The 16,727-nt window shown below is 61.7% G+C and carries 16 protein-coding genes; 6 read left to right on the plus strand and 10 right to left on the minus strand.

Annotated features, from left to right (window positions below):
- Positions 1–14: 14 nt before the first annotated feature.
- The 5 genes from P3T40_RS32925 to P3T40_RS32945 form a co-directional block, all read right to left on the minus strand.
- Positions 15–1,814: a chloride channel protein gene (locus P3T40_RS32925; protein ID WP_429271890.1), complete on the minus strand. Its 1,800-nt coding sequence runs from the start codon at positions 1,812–1,814 to the stop codon at positions 15–17.
- Between the two features lie 2 nt (positions 1,815–1,816).
- A complete protein-coding gene (locus P3T40_RS32930; RefSeq protein WP_429271891.1) occupies positions 1,817–2,233 on the minus strand; it encodes a MarR family winged helix-turn-helix transcriptional regulator in 417 nt (138 codons plus the stop codon).
- Between the two features lie 88 nt (positions 2,234–2,321).
- Positions 2,322–3,488, minus strand: a complete 1,167-nt coding sequence (locus tag P3T40_RS32935) for an HPP family protein (protein ID WP_429271923.1) — start codon at positions 3,486–3,488, stop codon at positions 2,322–2,324.
- Between the two features lie 181 nt (positions 3,489–3,669).
- Positions 3,670–3,855, minus strand: a complete 186-nt coding sequence (locus P3T40_RS32940) for a hypothetical protein (RefSeq protein WP_429271892.1) — start codon at positions 3,853–3,855, stop codon at positions 3,670–3,672.
- 289 nt (positions 3,856–4,144) lie between these two features.
- Positions 4,145–5,167, minus strand: a complete 1,023-nt coding sequence (locus tag P3T40_RS32945) for an aldo/keto reductase (RefSeq protein ID WP_429271893.1) — start codon at positions 5,165–5,167, stop codon at positions 4,145–4,147.
- 112 nt (positions 5,168–5,279) lie between these two features.
- On the opposite strand from P3T40_RS32945, the gene P3T40_RS32950 reads away from it, so the two are divergent.
- Together P3T40_RS32950 and P3T40_RS32955 are read left to right on the plus strand one after the other, a co-directional pair.
- On the plus strand, positions 5,280–6,197 hold the full coding sequence (locus P3T40_RS32950) for a LysR family transcriptional regulator (RefSeq protein WP_429271894.1): 918 nt from the start codon (positions 5,280–5,282) through the stop codon (positions 6,195–6,197).
- 279 nt (positions 6,198–6,476) lie between these two features.
- On the plus strand, positions 6,477–7,217 hold the full coding sequence (locus P3T40_RS32955) for a response regulator (protein ID WP_429271895.1): 741 nt from the start codon (positions 6,477–6,479) through the stop codon (positions 7,215–7,217).
- 120 nt (positions 7,218–7,337) lie between these two features.
- Here the strand turns inward: P3T40_RS32955 and P3T40_RS32960 are convergent, their stop codons facing one another.
- The gene (locus P3T40_RS32960; RefSeq protein WP_429271896.1) at positions 7,338–7,604 is read right to left on the minus strand and encodes a hypothetical protein; all 267 of its coding nucleotides are present in this window, start codon (positions 7,602–7,604) and stop codon (positions 7,338–7,340) included.
- A 225-nt stretch (positions 7,605–7,829) separates the two neighbouring features.
- Here P3T40_RS32960 and P3T40_RS32965 point away from each other — a divergent pair, with 225 nt between their 5' ends.
- The 3 genes from P3T40_RS32965 to P3T40_RS32975 all read left to right on the plus strand — a co-directional run bounded on the left by P3T40_RS32965 (position 7,830) and on the right by P3T40_RS32975 (position 10,742).
- Positions 7,830–8,342, plus strand: coding sequence for a low molecular weight phosphatase family protein (locus tag P3T40_RS32965; RefSeq protein ID WP_429271897.1), 513 nt, complete (start codon positions 7,830–7,832; stop codon positions 8,340–8,342).
- A gap of 382 nt (positions 8,343–8,724) precedes the next feature.
- Positions 8,725–9,621, plus strand: coding sequence for an AraC family transcriptional regulator (locus P3T40_RS32970; protein ID WP_429271898.1), 897 nt, complete (start codon positions 8,725–8,727; stop codon positions 9,619–9,621).
- Between the two features lie 2 nt (positions 9,622–9,623).
- A complete protein-coding gene (locus P3T40_RS32975; RefSeq protein ID WP_429271899.1) occupies positions 9,624–10,742 on the plus strand; it encodes an alpha/beta hydrolase family protein in 1,119 nt (372 codons plus the stop codon).
- 123 nt (positions 10,743–10,865) lie between these two features.
- Here P3T40_RS32975 and P3T40_RS32980 read toward each other — a convergent pair whose 3' ends face one another.
- The 3 genes from P3T40_RS32980 to P3T40_RS32990 are packed head-to-tail and all read right to left on the minus strand — an operon-like array spanning position 10,866 to position 13,732.
- Positions 10,866–11,636 carry an ATP-binding cassette domain-containing protein gene (locus P3T40_RS32980; protein ID WP_429271900.1) on the minus strand — a complete coding sequence of 257 codons (771 nt, stop codon included), beginning with the start codon at positions 11,634–11,636 and terminating at the stop codon, positions 10,866–10,868.
- A gap of 12 nt (positions 11,637–11,648) precedes the next feature.
- Positions 11,649–12,638, minus strand: coding sequence for an ABC transporter permease (locus P3T40_RS32985; RefSeq protein WP_429271901.1), 990 nt, complete (start codon positions 12,636–12,638; stop codon positions 11,649–11,651).
- Positions 12,638–13,732, minus strand: coding sequence for a sugar ABC transporter substrate-binding protein (locus tag P3T40_RS32990; protein WP_429271902.1), 1,095 nt, complete (start codon positions 13,730–13,732; stop codon positions 12,638–12,640). Before P3T40_RS32990 ends, P3T40_RS32985 begins: the two co-directional genes overlap by 1 nt.
- Before the next feature lie 449 nt (positions 13,733–14,181).
- On the opposite strand from P3T40_RS32990, the gene P3T40_RS32995 reads away from it, so the two are divergent.
- On the plus strand, positions 14,182–15,924 hold the full coding sequence (locus P3T40_RS32995) for an IlvD/Edd family dehydratase (RefSeq protein ID WP_429271903.1): 1,743 nt from the start codon (positions 14,182–14,184) through the stop codon (positions 15,922–15,924).
- 40 nt (positions 15,925–15,964) lie between these two features.
- On the opposite strand, the gene P3T40_RS33000 is transcribed toward P3T40_RS32995, so the two are convergent.
- Entirely contained in the window at positions 15,965–16,693 is a 729-nt protein-coding gene (locus P3T40_RS33000; RefSeq protein ID WP_429271904.1) for a FadR/GntR family transcriptional regulator, read from the minus strand.
- Positions 16,694–16,727 lie beyond the last annotated feature (34 nt).

A 16,727-nucleotide genomic window follows, 5' to 3' on the forward strand; every position in this document is an offset into this window, starting at 1 on the left:
TGGCGCCACTTCGCTTATCCCGCCCGCCGCACCGGCGGGAAACGCTTTGCGCTCCGGCTGAAAGTCACGCGCCGGAACCGCTCTTTCTTGTGCTCGTCTTCAAAGTGCGCGAGCGATGGCTTGACCAGATCGCTACGCGAGACGATGCCGATCAGACGCAGGCTTTCCCGGTCGGCGACAACAGGCAACCGTTCCAGACCATGAACCGCAAGCCGCGTGGCAACCAGCCGGCAAGTCTCATCGGGTAACGCCACCACCGGCGCGTTGCCGCGCAACACATCGGCGATGCGCGCGTCGGGTGACCGGCTAGCCCTGTCGTCACGAAAACGTTCGAGCGCGCCCCGGTCGACCATGCCAGCCACCGCCCCACCGATCACAGCGGGATAGGCGCGGTGAGTTTGTGTGACGCCGAAGAAAGTCACTAGCGCATCCTGGACGGAGAGGTCCGCGTCAATGGTCTCAACAGAAGACGACATCACCTCGTCGATATAGTGGCGCTCCAACGGATCGACACCATACTCGCGGTAAATGTGATATCCACGCCGGGCGATCTTCTCCGTCATGATGGAGCGCCGCATGACGACCGTCGCGAAGCCATGCGCCACCAGCGTGGCGGCGAGGAGCGGCAACAAGGCGTTGCTGTCGTGCGTGAGTCCAAAAGCAAAGACGATTGCCGTGAGCGGCGCGCCGAGCGTCGCACCCAGCGTTGCGGCCATGCAGACAAGCGGCCACAGCGCCGGTTCGCCGCCGGGCAGCACGTGGCTGAGCACAGTTCCAAGCCCTGCGCCCAGCATAAGCAACGGCGCGAGCACCCCGCCTGAGGTGCCGGAGCCTAGCGCGACCACCCAGATAATCGCCTTCACAACCAGGATTGCGACAGCGATCTGCAGCACGATGTGCTGGTGCAGCAAATCCCCAATGACGTCGTAGCCCACCCCGAGCGCACGAGGTTCGATGAATCCGCCAATGCCGACGACAAGCCCGCCAAGGGCCGGCCACCACATCCAGTGAATCGGCAATTTGCCGAACAGATCTTCTGTCTTGTACAACGCTGCCGAAAGGCCCGAAGCCAGCGCCCCGCTCAACAGACCAGCAATGACGCACGACACAAGGGACAGCGCATCGGGAGCCGCGGTTTCGAGCGGAAACAGCGGGCCGGCGCCAAAGAACGCCGCGCGCGCAAAACCGGCAACCGCACAGGCCAAGGCGACCGGCAGAAAACTACGTGGCCGCCATTCGAATAGCAACAACTCCACGGCCAGCAGCACAGCCGCCACGGGCGTGCCGAACACCGCCGTCATCCCCGCTGCCGCCCCGGCGACCAGCAGTGTCTTGCGCTCTGCCGAAGTCACCTTCACGCACTGGGCAATCAGCGAACCCAGCGCGCCCCCGGTCATGATGATCGGGCCTTCAGCGCCGAACGGTCCGCCGCTGCCAATCACAACGCCGGACGACAGCGGTTTGAGGATCGCGACTTTGGGCGACATGCGGCTCTTGCCGAACAGGATAGCTTCGATCGCTTCCGGAATTCCGTGCCCGCGGATTTTTTCGGAACCATAGCGCGCCATGAGGCCCACAATCAGGCCACCCGCAACGGGTATCAGGATCACCCAGACGCCGAGCGTATTGTGTGCCGGCGAGCGATCCGCGAAAGAAAATGCGCCGAAGAAAAACAGATTCGTGAACAGGTGAATCAGACCGAGCAGCACAAACGCCGCAAGCGTGCTGAGCGCACCGATTCCGGCCGCGAGCGCAGAAATACCTGGAAGCCGAGCGTTGGACGAGAAGTCACGCTTGTGAGTGTCGTGCGTCATGGTTACTCAACATCAATCTGGGGAACGTTAAAGGCGCCCTTGAGCGATTTCAATTCGGCGCGGTGCATTTCCGCGAGGCGGGACAGCACCTGCTCGCCCGCTTTCAGCAGATGGACCTCAACCTGGCGGCGATCCGTCTCACTGATCTTGCGCCGAACCAGATCAAGCGCCTCGCAGCGGGATACGAGCGCGACCACGCCATGATGCTGCGCCTGAAGCCGTTCAGCGAGCTCGCCGATGGTCGCCCAGTCGCGATCCGGATAACCTTTGATGTGCAGCAGCAACAGATACTGCAACGGCGTAATGCCCTCGCCTTGGGCGGCCTGTTCGGAAAAGCGCTCAAAGCGCCGCATCTGATAGCGAAACTCGGATAGCTGCTCAAAGTCCGCCTTGGTCAAGCCGCGAGCGAGGGTTTTCATCGGGACTCCGCTGAGATGGGCAAAAACCAAACTGTATCACTTTATGATATTTTTTGCCTGCGCTCAGCCTTGGCAACATAGACAGCGACTATGCCGCTCGTCGCTGCCCGGTATAGGCTTCCCGGTACAGGCCCGCAATCAGATCCGCCTCCGTGATCATCCCGGCGAGCCGCTCCTCGGCATCCAGCACCGGAATGTGGTGATGTCCGTCGTTTGCGAAGAGAGGCAACAGTTCCACGAAGGACGTCGTCATCGCGACAGTCTGGACGTCGGGGCTCATCAATGCGCCGACGGCCGGTAGCGAATCCGTCGCTGGCTTGAACCAGCGTTGCAGGACGCGCGGCATAACCGGCACACTCCTGAAGCCCTGTTTATCGGCGAGATCTGCACGGGTCACGATGCCGATGACGCGCCGGCTCGCATCAGTAACCGGGAGCGCCTTGATATCGTGCTTTTTCAACAGACCCCATGCTTCCGACGCCTTGGCAGTCACCGATACGCTGACCACAGGACTCGACATGATGTCTGCGCAGATCAATTGGTTGAACTGACGGGCATACGCCTGCAGCTGGATATCGCGTAACAGCGACTCCAGATCGTCGAGGTCGATGTCCAGCAATTCACCGCGCCGGTTCAGTACCGCCTCGAGGTCCGCGCGCGTAAAAGCCTCCTTGGGCGTGGCCGGAGATCCTGCTGCACGCTTGGCCTGACTCTGATGTGCAACGTGCGGATAGTGATGCCCGGTGACCGCGTGATACACGATCGCCGCGACCAGAAGCGCCGCAGACTGCATGGCAATCGGCTCAGCGACAAAATGGTAGCCCAGAGCGTGAACGGTCGGACCACCGAGGACCGCTGTCAACGCGACCGCGCCTGACGGCGGGTGAACACAGCGCAGCGCAAACATCAGACAGACGGCCAGCGCGACCGCGAGCGCGGCGGCGCCGACCGGATCAGCAATCCAGCCAGCACACGCAACGCCGACGGTCGCAGAAACGAGATTGCCGCCAATGATGGACCACGGTTGCGCAAGTGGACTAGCAGGTATGGCAAACAGCAGCACGGCCGACGCGCCCATCGGCGCGACGAGCAGCGGGATGTTCGCCGCTGGTCCGAGCAGGACGTGCATTGTCCCGCCAGTAAACGCGATCCCAAGCAACGCGCCGAGACACGACCTCAGGCGCTCCGGCCAGCGGACGGCGATAGGACTGGGAATGAAGCTGGAAAACCAGCGAATAACCGCATGGGAGGACAAGATCGGGCCAGGAGTGTGGGTGAATAGCATGACGCGGCACGGCACCACACCTTAAGGTCAAACCCTCTCGAAGCGAAAGAACGTGTTGTCATGATTATATTTCATTGTGATATAAAGTCGTGCATGCTTTTCTGCGGTCCACCGGCGCGCAAAGAAGCCGCGTTGGTGGTGGGGCTGCCATTCAGACAATCATCGGCACCGCTTCGATCAGCGCAACGCCCATCAATACTCCGACTGCCGCACCGATTAGCGCGGGGTGCCAGCGGTCGAGCCTCAGGACTGCCCCCAGATTGCCGATCAGAACCATCCCGAGAATGGCCATGATTGCCACCATGAATCCCGTTGAAAAATCGTATTCGAAAGACATGATGCCTCCTTCTGCCGCTAGTTGCTCTCCTAGCTGCCGCTTCCAGCTAAGGCCTACTAACGACGAACAGATCGATTCATCCGACGAACGGATTTGCGGCCGACTTCCGCTGCGCGGTTCGATCAGTATTGCCGGTCACTAACGTGACTTCGATTTCATTATATATCATGCTGTGATACATACAATCGTGACTTGAGTAACGCGTCGAAAACGAAAAAGGCCGCCCGGCAGAACAGATTCTGTTCTGCCGGGCGGCCCACATTCTGCTAGAAAATCAGGTTAGCGAAGCTTACCTCGCGTGACCATGACTCCTCTTCTCACTATCCAGATGCGCCATCTGTGCGGCGGCGTAGCGCTCACCCGCCGCAGCACCATTCGGCACGGCTTCGGCAATCGCAGCAAGATCATCCTTGCTCAGCTGCACGTCTGCGGCACCCAGCGCCTCCGCCAACCGGCCACGCGTACGCGCGCCGACCAGCGGCACGATATCGCTGCCTTGCGCGGCAACCCACGCAATCGCGATCTGCGCGACCGTCACGCCTTTGCCTTCCGCCACCTTGCGAAGCGCATCGACAAGCGCGAGGTTGTGGTCGACGTTATCGCCCTGAAAGCGCGGGCTCACTGCGCGGAAATCGCCCTTCCCAGCTGACTCTTTGGTCCAGTGCCCACTGATCAGACCGCGCGACAGCACCCCATACGCCGTCACGCCAAGCCCCAGTTCACGGCAAGCCGGCAAGATCTCATCTTCAATGCCACGCGAAATCAGCGAGTATTCGATCTGCAGGTCGCTCACCGGATGCACCGCTGCCGCACGGCGGATAGTCGCTGCACCCACCTCGGACAGGCCCACGTGGCGCACGTAGCCAGCCTTGATCATGTCGGCGATCGCACCGACCGTGTCTTCGATCGGCACGTTAGGGTCCAGCCGTGCGGGCCGGTAAATGTCGATGTGATCGACGCCCAGACGCTGCAGCGAATACGCGAGAAAGTTTTTCACCGCCGCTGGACGCGCATCGTAAAGCGACCAGCCGCCCGCGGGATCGCGCATCGCGCCAAATTTCACGCTGATGATGGCCGCGTCGCGCCGCGACGGCGGCGCACTTTTCAGCGCCTCGCCGATCAGAATTTCGTTGTGACCCGAGCCGTAGAAATCCCCCGTATCCAGCAGCGTAATGCCCGCTTCGAGCGCGGCGTGGATCGTGGCGATGCTTTCGGCGCGATCCGACGGACCGTACATGCCCGACATGCCCATACAGCCCAGACCCAGCGCCGAGCTTTGCGGGCCGGTTTTACCCAGTTGAAGTTGCTTCATGGTAATCCTCGGTAGGTGCGCCACATGGGAGGCGCTTGACCCAAAGTATCGATCCATTTTCGGCGTGCGATAATCCCCCCCAATTCGAATAGCCCGTGCGGAAATGCGAACAATGCCGGAGCCCGACCTTTCCGATCTGAAAGCTTTTATCGCCGTCACGCAGGCGCGCGGGTTCCGCCATGCAGCCTCGACCCGCGGGGTTTCGGCCTCGTCGCTCAGCGAAGCGATTCGCCGGCTCGAGGCCCAACTGGGCGTCAGGTTGCTCAATCGCACGACGCGCAGCGTCACGCCCACCGAAGCCGGGCAACGGCTTTTCGAACGACTCGCGCCGGCGTTCGGCGAAATCGCTACCGCGCTCGATGCCGTCAACCTGTTCCGCGAGAGCCCTACTGGCACGCTACGCCTGAACGTGCCGTCAATCGCGGCGCGGGAAATCCTGCCCGCCCTGCTCTCGCGTTTCCTCGCCGCCCATCCGGGCATCACGGTGGATGTCGGCAGCAACGATACCTTCATCGATATCCTTGCGGCGGGCTTCGACGCCGGCATTCGCTACGACGAGCGCCTCGAGCGGGACATGATCGCCGTGCCGATCGGCCCGCGCATGCAACGCTTCGTCGCTGCGGCCGCGCCGTCATACCTCGCGACTCGCGGCACACCGCAGCATCCGCGCGAACTGGTGAACCACGCATGTATCGGACACCGCTTCGTCAGCGGCGTGCTGGCGACATGGGAATTCAACCGAGGCGATGAAGTGATACGGATCGAGCCGAACGGACCGCTGATCGCATCGGAGATCGAGCTGGAAAAGGGCGCGGCTATCGCCGGCCTCGGCATCATCTATACATTCGACGAATTTCTGCGGCCAGCAATCGAGAGCGGCAAACTCGTGCCGGTGCTCGACGGGTGGTGGCAGTCATTCAGTGGACCGTTTCTGTACTATCCCAGCCGGACGCATATGCCCGGCCCGCTGCGCGCGTTTGTGGACTTCATCCTCGAGCAAGACCGTTCGGAATCCAAATATACGGTTTGACGGTTCGCAGCCAACGCTCAATCTCTCACATGTGCAGACTAGCCCGCGAGAGAAAGGTTTTTGTCAGAAACTCTCCTGGCAACTCTGACATGCCTCCTCTACGCCTGCGCTAAAAAATTCCCTCTACAGCGACGGATTCCAGTCTTCCGCTCCGTTAAAGACAACAACGGCGCGCGTGCGACTCAAGGAGTCAGCCACGCCGACGACTTCGCCGGCGCTCGGCCGACCCGACCCGACCGCCTGCGTTAGCAACCTGTTCTTCGCATGAATCTGGAGGCCATGACTACTCGAATCCTTCTCGTTGACGACGACCTGGAACTACGCACGCTCCTGTGCGATTACCTGGGACGCCAAGGCATCGAGGTCTCGACGTTGCATGATGCGGGCACGCTGCAACAGCGACTCGAACGCGAGCGTCCGGACGTGGTCGTCCTCGATGTGTTGATGCCGGGCGTCGATGGACTCACCGCGCTGGGGCGGTTACGCACTTCGGGCGACGAAATCCCCGTGATCCTGCTGACGGGTCGCTCCGATGACGTGGATCGCATCGTCGGGCTTGAAATGGGCGCAGACGACTACATCAGCAAGCCGTTCAATCCGCGCGAACTGGTCGCACGCGTCGAGGCCATCTTGCGCCGCCGCCGTGCCGTGCCATCACCCGCGGCGCCAGAACAACGCAAGCCGTTCGCGTTCGGCCGCTTCAGGCTGGACTTCCAGTCCCGCATGTTGAGCGTCGAAAACCGCACGCTGATGCTGTCCGCGACCGAATTCGCCCTGCTCAAAGTCTTTATCAATCATTCGATGCGCACCCTGACCCGCGATCGCCTGATCGAACTTCTGTACGGCCCGGAAGGCGAGCGCACCGACCGCGGGGTCGACGTGCAGGTCTGGCGTCTGCGGCAAGTGCTCGAGAGCAATCCCTCCGCCCCGCGACTGATCCAGACGGTGCGTGGTCGTGGCTACGTCTTTGTTCCGGATGGCGAACAACATGCCGCGCAACAACAGTCCGCTTACAGCTAAAGGTATTGCAAAGTTTGCCGTTACCCTCTCTAGAGGACGTTAGCCAACCTTACGATTGCTTGCTGGCAAAGTGCAGCATGTTGCGACCGCTGAACGGAAAACCCCCGCAACGCCAGCGTATCAATGAAGTCGGTCGCCCGCCGCATTGCGCTGCGACGCACCGCGATAATGGTTCTCGAAAGTTTCGTGCATGCGTTTGAGTAGCGCGAGGTAAGGCCTGCCCGGTTCCGTGCCGACAAGTTGCGCGGCGACCGTATTGGTCTCATCCCATAGCCGCTCGAATTTTTCGCGTGCTAGGGTAACGGGTAGGCTCGAGGCCATCAGGTCAGTGAAGTCCTTGTCGATTGCCTCCGGCGTACGCGCCGGTTTTGCCGTGGTATCTGGCATGTTGGGATCCCCGAACACGTTTCAGGACGTCTCCGACTGTTGCCCAACCACAGCATGTGCAGGAAACGTTCGAACTTGCGACAAGATCGGAAGGGCGGGAAAGCACTTCGGTTGAACGACGGTCGAAGCGCATCTGAGCACCCAGACATTGTACTGTCACGTCAGTGCAAGACTGGATCGTCAGAATCCCGATCACAATGAAAATATAAGCAACGGGGCAAGAGCGTGACCAGTAAATATAAGGTGCTGTTTCTCTGCCGTGAGAACTCAGCACGCAGCATCATTGCAGAAGCACTCCTGCGCGAGCTGGCGGGCCACCGCTTCGAAGTCTTCAGCGCGGGCTCCGATCCGGCCGCACGGGTTCATGCACTCGCCCTTGCGCAATTGCGGCCCGGCATCTCGGACCTGGGCTTGCTGGCTCCCAAAAGCTGGCTGGAATTCACGGGCGAATGGGCCCCGCACATGGACTTGATCGTTGCGCTCGATGCGCGCGTGGCCGAATACCATGCGCCGGACTTCCCGGGCAAACCCCTGTTCGTTCAATGGGATTTCGCCGATCCGCTCGCGGAAGGCATGACGCCGGACGAGCGCGGCCGCTCGTTCGAAAAGGTCTTCTGGCAGATCGTGCGCCGGGTCACGCTGTTCATGGAGTTGCCCCGTTACACGACGCCAGCGGTCTCGCATGCAACGACTGCTGAACCGGCCACACGCGAGCGCGACATCGTCTGTCCAGGCTGACCGACCGACGCGTTATTCGCATCGTATCCGCACCCGCGCGACGGCCAGATCTTCGCGCCGTGCGGGTGCCGATCCAGTGGTTACTTACTTCGTAGCCCCCCGTCCTGCGTCGCCGACAGGTCAAATGCACACTCCCGTCGCGCACTGCACAAATTCAATCGTTTCAGCCACTTGCGTGGTTTGCCCGGGAATTGTCCACAGCCTTGCGAACAGATTATGTGGACAACTCCGAGGCCGGAACCGCAGGATGGCACTTCTGATGCAGTGCGCAAAGCGCCCGTCGAACGGCTCGAACTCGCCTCGGTAGATTGCGCCACGTTGGTCAAAATTCAGCAAGCTCTGCACTGCCCTCGGGCGGCGATCGGACTATGCTACGGCCATCATGAAAGCCAACACCGAACGCGATTATCATCGACGGATCGCCCGCGTCATCGAGGCGATACTCGCAGACCCAGGCGCGCCTCACACGGTGGATAGCCTCGCCTCGGTCGCGCATCTCTCGCCGTACCACTTCCACCGCATCTACCGCGCCATGACCGGCGAAAGCATTGCCGAAACCGTGCAGCGCCTGCGGCTCGCCCAGGCCGCCTATCGTCTGACGGTCGCGGGCGATTCGGTCACCACCGTCGCAGGCAATGTGGGCTACGACAGTCCGCAAGCCTTCTCAAGAGCCTTTCGCGGATTTACGGGCGTCAGTCCAAGCGCCTTCCAGACGCGGCAGAGACGCCTCACCACGCCGGGCGCCGAGGGTCTTCGAGGCAGACATGGCGATGTCGGCGCCAATATCGACGCCAACGCCGCCGACGCGGAGATGCCGTGCGTCGAACTCATCGAACTCGCGCCGCTCGACGTCCTTTGCCTGCGCCACGAAGGACCTACCGCTACCATCACCCAGACGTTCAGGACGCTTTGGCAGACGCTCCGTTCCGGTGCGAAGTCCAGGCAGGTCCAAGGCAGGATCGGCATCATTTCAGGCGATCCTGACGACGAGCGGGGCAATTTTCGTTATCTCGCCGGCGTCTTTCCGGCCGCGCCAGTCGAGGCGACGGGTCCGCTCGAAGCCGTGCGGGTGGAAGGCGGTCTGTACGCAGCGCACCGCCTCGTTGGTCCTTATGCGCTGATTGCGCCCACGTTCACGGCGTTATTCGGTGGCTGGCTGCCGCAAAGCGGCTATGAGCCCGACGACCGGCCCGCACTCGAGTTCTATCGGAACCGGGCTGCGCCCGACAGGCAACACGAATGCATCACCGACCTCATGATTCCCATTCGAAAGGAGTGAGTATGTTGCGTCGTTTCCTCGCCGCCTTTGCGGTACTCGCTGCGTGTTGCACCGGCGCCGCCCTTGCCGCGGACACCGGCAGCGTAGCGCCCTACCATGTCGGCGTGGCCAGGCGCGTCATTCACCCGCCTGTCGCCCGCAATTGGCGCGGTGCGCAGACCGAAGCGCTCGTGACGAACATCTGGTATCCGGTCGAACCCGCTGTTCCAGAGGCCGCGCATGATATCGGCGCTCCCGGCAACCCTGTTTTTATAGGGCATCCGCGCGCAGTCGACGCGCCGCTGTCGCCCGCTCACGCAAAGTATCCCTTGCTTGTGTTGTCGCACGGCACCGGCGGCAGCGCCGGGAGTCTCGACTGGTTGGCGTCTGCGCTCGCCGCGAATGGGTATATCGTGGCCGGTGTGAATCATCCGGGCAATAACGCAATGGAACCGGTGACTTTTGAGGGCTTCGTCCTCTGGTGGGAGCGTGCCACTGATGTCAGTGAAGTGCTCGATAGCCTGCTCGCCGATCCGACGCTCGGTGCCCGTATCGACACGAACCGCATCGGCGCGGTGGGGTTCTCGCTCGGTGGTTATACGGTGCTCGAACTGGCGGGCGCGCGAACCGACCAGAAGCAATTCCTGGACTTCTGTGCGTCGTCCGCGGCCGACGCAATTTGCCGGCCACCGGAGATGAACGGTCTTCCAGGCGGCCCACATATGCCGGCCCACCTACCGCCGGCGACGACCGCATCGATGGCGCGCTCAAGCGACTCCTATCGCGACCCACGCATCAAGGCTGTGTTCGCCATCGCTCCCGCATTGGGCGAGGCATTCAATCAAGCCTCGTTCACCGACGTGCATATTCCCGTGTCGCTGATGGCCGGCACGGCAGATGCAACCGCGCCGGTTCAAACCAACATCCAGCGCATCGCCGGCCTGCTGCCCAACGCGACGGTCCATATGGTGCCGGGCGCCTCGCATTACACCTTCCTCGATACCTGCTTGCCAGGCATGGCGGATCGAATTCCCGGCAACTGCAAGGATGGTCCCGGCGTAGACCGCGATACCGTTCATGCGCAGGCCGTCGAACAGGCGCTCGCGTTCTTCAGCAACACTTTGCCTGCAGACACGCAATAGCCCGACACCGTTTAAGCAAGCGCTCAAGTCAATGTTTTGCATACCGAACGATATGCCTTACACGGGGCATCTCGTTCTTCCATCGTTAATGCATCAGCCGGTCCGGCTAGTTGCTCACGAAGCTCAGTTCGCCGCCTCGCGCATGGCCCGGTATTCGCGCCGCACGATGTCCATCAACTCCGCCACCGACGTGCTGGCGGCTTCCTTCTCATAGGTGACGCGGCCGCGCTGCATCAGCATGACGCGATCCGCAATGTCGAGCGTCTGCGCATAGTTGTGCATGATCATCACGATCGACAGGCCGCCTTTCTCCTTCAGACGCAGAATCAGGTCGATAATCAGGCCAGCTTCGCGCGCCCCCATGGCGGCCAGCGGTTCGTCGAGCAGCAGGATCTTCGCATTAGAATTGACCGCGCGCGCCACCGCGATAGCCTGCCGTTGTCCACCGGAGAGCTGCTCGACCGGCAGGTCGACCGAAGGTATCCGCACGCCGATCTCTTCGAGACATTCCGCCGCGCGAGTGCGCATTGCCCGGTTATTCAACAGGCGGAATGGGCCCGGATAAATGATCTCGCGGTTCAGGAACATGTTGTGATAGATGCTCAGCGAATTCGCCAGCGCCAGGTCCTGATAGACGCATTCGATACCTAGCGCACGGGCGTGGTCGACCGAGCGCAGCATCGTTTCCTCGCCGCCAATAAAGAGCTTGCCGCCGGTCTGCTGATGAAAGCCGGTGAGTATCTTGATCAGTGTCGATTTGCCCGCGCCGTTATCACCCAGCACGCCGAGAATTTCGCCCTGCTTAAGGGTCAACGACACACCATCCAGCGCGGTAACCGCACCGAAGCGCTTGACTATCTCTTCGCCGCGCAGCGCATACGCCACTTCGGACATCACGACTCCCCCTTACTTACGCGCGAGACGCACGACGTGGATGTTGAAGATCATCGCGCCGAGAATCGCAGCGCCGAGAATCATGTTGAACGTGAAGGCGTTGATACCGATCAGCGTGAAGCCATCGTTCAGAATGCCCAGCACCGCCGCGCCGATCAGGCCGCCGATGATCGTGCCCGACCCGCCCGCAAGCGGCGTCCCGCCAATCACGGCTGCGGCCACGGCGAGGAACATGATCTGGTTGCCACCGGCTTGTGGATCGATCGAGGTAATGCGAAAGCCTTCGAGAATGCCCGTAAAGCCAGCAAGCACTGCCGCGATAATGAAGTTGCCGAGCTTCAGCCGCTTCACGTTGATACCCGCTTCGCTCGAACCCAATGGATTCGCCCCGGACGCAATCGTATGCAAGCCCCAGCGCGTATTCCGCAATAGCACGTGCATGACCACCGCAATCGCGATCGTCCAGATGATTTCGCTGTACCCCCAGGCACCCATGAATGCAGCAAAATCATTGCCTTCCGGTGTGGACACCGGCGTGCCGCGCGAGATGGTCAACGTAAGACCGTTGATGAAGAACAGCGTGCCGAGCGTCGTCACAAACGAGGGAATACGCAGGTACACCGTCACCGCGCCATTGATCAACCCCACCACGCCCGCCGCCACCACGCCCGCGATCAGCGCAATCCATGTGGGCGCCCCCGCCTCGTGCGCAAAATGCATGATGAACGGTGCAAACGCGAACACCATGCCGGCGGAGAGATCAATCTCGCCGCCGATCATCAACATGATTTCGCCACACGCGATGATCGCCACCGGCGCGATGAACTGCGACAGGTTTTCCAGGCTGGCGCTAGTGAGCAGAAAATCGTGATTGGCGATTTCGAAGTAGGCGGCCAGAATCAGCGCGACCGCCAGAATGCGAATCTCACTGGAGCGTCCGATCGCGCCAGGCCAGCGCCTGGCGCGATCGGCGGATTTCGTCGTATCCGTCACGGATGACATTACGACTTGATCCCACCGTTACGCGGCACGATTTGCGGCTTGGTGCTCTTGCCTTCGTAACGCGTTTCGGTGTTCAGGTACGGATCGACCGAGCCCTTGGTGACGAACTTCAAGCCGGAGTTGACGTTGGCCGGCCCCACCAGGCCACCCGAGGCGAGGAACGTGAACGCTTCCACCACGGTATAAAAGCCTTGCACGTAGGGTTGCTGATCAATCGTGAAGTCGAGGAAGCCGTCATGAATCAACTGCACCGTGCGCGGCAGCAGGTCAAAGCCGCCGCCATGCACGCCCTTGGCCGGCAGGTTCGATTCCTTCATCACTTCGGCCACCCCTTGCGTGCTGCCGGCATCGACCGCGAACATGCCCTTCACATCCTGGTGTCCAAGATAGAACGACTTGATCTTTGAGAGCTCTTCGTTGACGGTGGCGCCCGTTGCAATCGTCTGCACATCGATCTTCTTGCCGGACTTCTTGATCGCGTCTGCCGCGCCGTCCAGCCGCGGCTGGATATTGAGCTGCCCTGGTGTGGCGATAAAGAGTGCGACGGTCCCGCTGTCGACCAGACTGGCGATGCGCTCGCCCATCTGATAACCCGACAGGTACAGGTCCTGGCCGATGTATGCGAGCCGTGGGTTGGTGCTGCCGCGTGGTGCATCCGCGTTGTAGGCAAACACGGGAATGCCTGCGTCCAGCGCTTTCTGGATCGGCCCATCAAACGCCTTGGGATCGACGATCGGCACCGCGATAGCGTCGGCCTTTGCGGCAATCGCTGCGTTCAGCGCATTGACCATCTCGCCGACGTCGGCGTTCGCGGATCCCGTCCACTGGTAATCCATGCCGAGCAATCCACAGGCATCCTCAATACCGTATTGCGTGGGTACAAAGAAAGGATTGGTCGTGACGTGGTTGACGAAAACGATCTTCCACTTCTTGTGCGAGGGGAATGGCGCCGCATCAGCCGCGAATGCCGGTGTCGACACACCACCTAGCATGGCCATCGCTGCCGCGAGGCCCGCACCTTGCAGCAAACCGCGCCGCATGCCCTGCACTTCACCGCGTCCTTCGTCCTGCTTGTCTTCCCGTTCCTCGGCCATGTCATTCTCCCGTATGTCAGTTGTTCGAACTCACTGCTCATGACGGCATAGGCCGGGAAAGCGCCGTTGCCGGGCATTACCGCGTCCGACGGACGCGCTTTCTCAAACGCACGCGCACCCGTATGACAATCCACCGAAAATGCTATATCAGGCACCTACGCCGAATAATCGATGTATACCCTTAACTAGTCGGACTATTTCTTGCGCCATGCATTCCTATCCAGCTGCATTGTTCAGTTGACCTTTCAGATTGAGCGCACCGCATGGCGAACACGTGACATGTTTCGGCATTTCGTTCGAACCATCCGACGTCTTGCAATGCAGCAAAATCACGAGACGCGACACGCGCAAATGGCTCAGCGCTTGTACGTCCCACACTCCAGACCTATATCGGCACTCCACCTCGCACAAATAGTATTACTATCATTAAAGCCCAAGGAGACAGCCCCATGAAGGACGCCAAACGACCGCTACGTTCAGCCCAATGGTTCGGCAGCGCCGACAAGAACGGCTTCATGTACCGCAGCTGGATGAAGAATCAGGGCATTCCCGATCACGAGTTCCACGGCAAACCCATCATCGGAATCTGTAACACGTGGTCGGAGTTGACGCCGTGCAACGCGCACTTCCGCAAGATCGCCGAGCACGTCAAACGCGGGGTATTCGAAGCGGGTGGTTTTCCGGTCGAGTTCCCGGTCTTCTCGAACGGCGAATCGAATCTGCGCCCCACTGCCATGTTTACGCGCAACCTCGCGAGCATGGATGTGGAGGAGTCGATCCGCGGCAATCCGATCGACGCAGTGGTCCTCCTCGTCGGCTGCGACAAGACCACCCCGGCGCTCCTGATGGGCGCCGCGAGTTGCGACGTGCCCGCCATCGCGGTAAGCGGCGGTCCGATGCTCAACGGCAAGCATCACGGCCACGATATCGGCTCGGGCACGGTCGTCTGGCAGCTTAGCGAACAGGTGAAGGCCGGCAAGATTTCGCTGCATGAATTCATGTCCGCGGAAGCTGGCATGTCGCGTTCGGCTGGGACCTGCAACACGATGGGCACCGCCTCGACGATGGCCTGCATGGCCGAAGCCCTGGGCGTCACGTTGCCGCACAACGCGGCGATTCCCGCCGTTGACGCGCGCCGCTACGTGCTTGCTCATATGTCTGGCATGCGCATCGTCGAGATGGCACTCGAAGACCTGCGTTTGTCGAAGCTGTTGACGCGCGAGGCGTTCGAGAACGCCATCCGCGTGAATGCAGCAATCGGGGGCTCGACCAATGCGGCGATCCACCTGAAGGCGATTGCGGGGCGCATTGGCGTTCAGCTGGAACTGGACGACTGGACGCGCGTAGGCCGCGGCACGCCCACGCTCGTCGACCTGCAACCCTCGGGCCGCTACCTGATGGAGGAGTTCTATTACGCCGGCGGCTTGCCGGCCGTCATCCGGCGCCTCGGCGAGGCCGCCCTGCTGCCTCACCCTGCGGCGCTGACCGCAAACGGCAAGACGCTGTGGGACAACTGTAAAGAAGCCCCGCTGTATAACGACGAAGTGATTCGGCCGCTCGACAAGCCGCTCGTCGCCGACGGCGGCCTATGCGTGCTGCGCGGCAACCTCGCGCCGAATGGCGCGGTGCTCAAGCCCTCTGCCGCCACGCCCGCCTTGCTCAAGCACCGCGGCCGCGCCGTGGTGTTCGAGAACTTCGACGACTACAAGGCGCGCATCGGCGACCCCGACCTCGACGTAACGGCCGACTCCGTGCTCGTGATGAAGAATTGCGGGCCGAAGGGTTATCCAGGTATGGCCGAGGTCGGCAACATGGGCTTGCCGCCGAAATTACTCGCGCAAGGCGTGACGGACATGGTGCGCCTGTCCGATGCCCGCATGAGTGGCACCGCTTACGGCACCGTGGTGTTGCATATCGCGCCCGAGGCACGCGCTGGCGGCCCGCTCGCGGTGGTGCGCGACGGCGACTGGATCGAAATGGACTGTCACGGCGGACGGCTGCACCTCGACGTCAGCGAGGCCGAACTGGCGGCACGTCTCGCCGAATGGGAACAGGCGAAACAACCGGTGCCGGCGGATGCAAGCGGCTACCGCAACCTCTACGTCGAACACGTGTTGCAGGCGGACCAGGGATGCGACTTCGATTTCCTCGTGGGCTGCCGGGGCGCAGAAGTGCCACGCCATTCGCACTGACCGGGGTCAAACGCCAGCCGGGCGCCACCGCTTAACCGGCTCAGGCCGGATGGCTGCGCACGACTTCGAGAATGCTCTCGGCGTCGGCGCTCGCGTTTTCGAGTTGAACCAGGCTGGCCTGGCGCGCCCCGAGCGCATCGCGGCTCTGGATCGCGGTAAGAATCGCCTTGTGACGCGGCAACGACAGCGCATGCGTGTCCGGATGACGGCTCGTCAGCTTGATCGACTCCGAGAGCGCGAGCGATAGCATATTGCCGATATGCGCGAGCAGATCGTTGTGCGTGGCCGCCATGATGGCGCGGTGAAAATCGAGGTCCGGTTCGAGCAGCGCGCTGGCGGTGGGCGCGTGCGCCATGCGCTCGTAGGCAGACGCGATGCGGGCGAGGTCTTCGCTGGTCGCCGCAGTCGCGGCGAGCGCGGCCGCGGCCGGCTCGATGACGCGGCGCACCGTAAGCAGCGAGCGGAAAAACTCGCCTTCCGGCACGCTGCTCAGCGTCCAGTACAGCACGTCGGGATCGAGCATGTGCCAGTCTTCACGCGGCCTCACGACGCTGCCCACCCGCGGCTTCGACACCACCAGTCCCTTGGCGACCAGTACGCGCGTCGCCTCGCGCAGGACTGGGCGGCTCACGCCATAGCGCTCGCACAGGTCGGTTTCGGCAGGCAGGCGCTGGCCCGGTTGAACCTTGCCGCTGACGATATCCATGCCGAGTTCCTGCACGATACGTCCGTGCAGGCTCTTGCGTTGTTGAAGATGACGATAATCCATATGAAGAGATCGCGGACTGTGAACGCTTCAGTCG

The organism is Paraburkholderia sp. EB58 (assembly GCF_050436665.1).
Taxonomy (GTDB): Bacteria; Pseudomonadota; Gammaproteobacteria; order Burkholderiales; family Burkholderiaceae; genus Paraburkholderia.

Bases quoted from the DNA above. Each gene is read 5' to 3' on its own strand.
- P3T40_RS32925 (WP_429271890.1), bottom strand. From the start codon at position 1,814: ATGACGCACGACACTCACAAGCGTGACTTCTCGTCCAACGCTCGGCTT.
- P3T40_RS32930 (WP_429271891.1), bottom strand. From the start codon at position 2,233: ATGAAAACCCTCGCTCGCGGCTTGACCAAGGCGGACTTTGAGCAGCTA.
- P3T40_RS32940 (WP_429271892.1), bottom strand. From the start codon at position 3,855: ATGTCTTTCGAATACGATTTTTCAACGGGATTCATGGTGGCAATCATG.
- P3T40_RS32945 (WP_429271893.1), bottom strand. From the start codon at position 5,167: ATGAAGCAACTTCAACTGGGTAAAACCGGCCCGCAAAGCTCGGCGCTG.
- P3T40_RS32950 (WP_429271894.1), top strand. From the start codon at position 5,280: ATGCCGGAGCCCGACCTTTCCGATCTGAAAGCTTTTATCGCCGTCACG.
- P3T40_RS32955 (WP_429271895.1), top strand. From the start codon at position 6,477: ATGACTACTCGAATCCTTCTCGTTGACGACGACCTGGAACTACGCACG.
- P3T40_RS32960 (WP_429271896.1), bottom strand. From the start codon at position 7,604: ATGCCAGATACCACGGCAAAACCGGCGCGTACGCCGGAGGCAATCGAC.
- P3T40_RS32970 (WP_429271898.1), top strand. From the start codon at position 8,725: ATGAAAGCCAACACCGAACGCGATTATCATCGACGGATCGCCCGCGTC.
- P3T40_RS32975 (WP_429271899.1), top strand. From the start codon at position 9,624: ATGTTGCGTCGTTTCCTCGCCGCCTTTGCGGTACTCGCTGCGTGTTGC.
- P3T40_RS32980 (WP_429271900.1), bottom strand. From the start codon at position 11,636: ATGTCCGAAGTGGCGTATGCGCTGCGCGGCGAAGAGATAGTCAAGCGC.
- P3T40_RS32985 (WP_429271901.1), bottom strand. From the start codon at position 12,638: ATGTCATCCGTGACGGATACGACGAAATCCGCCGATCGCGCCAGGCGC.
- P3T40_RS32990 (WP_429271902.1), bottom strand. From the start codon at position 13,732: ATGGCCGAGGAACGGGAAGACAAGCAGGACGAAGGACGCGGTGAAGTG.
- P3T40_RS32995 (WP_429271903.1), top strand. From the start codon at position 14,182: ATGAAGGACGCCAAACGACCGCTACGTTCAGCCCAATGGTTCGGCAGC.
- P3T40_RS33000 (WP_429271904.1), bottom strand. From the start codon at position 16,693: ATGGATTATCGTCATCTTCAACAACGCAAGAGCCTGCACGGACGTATC.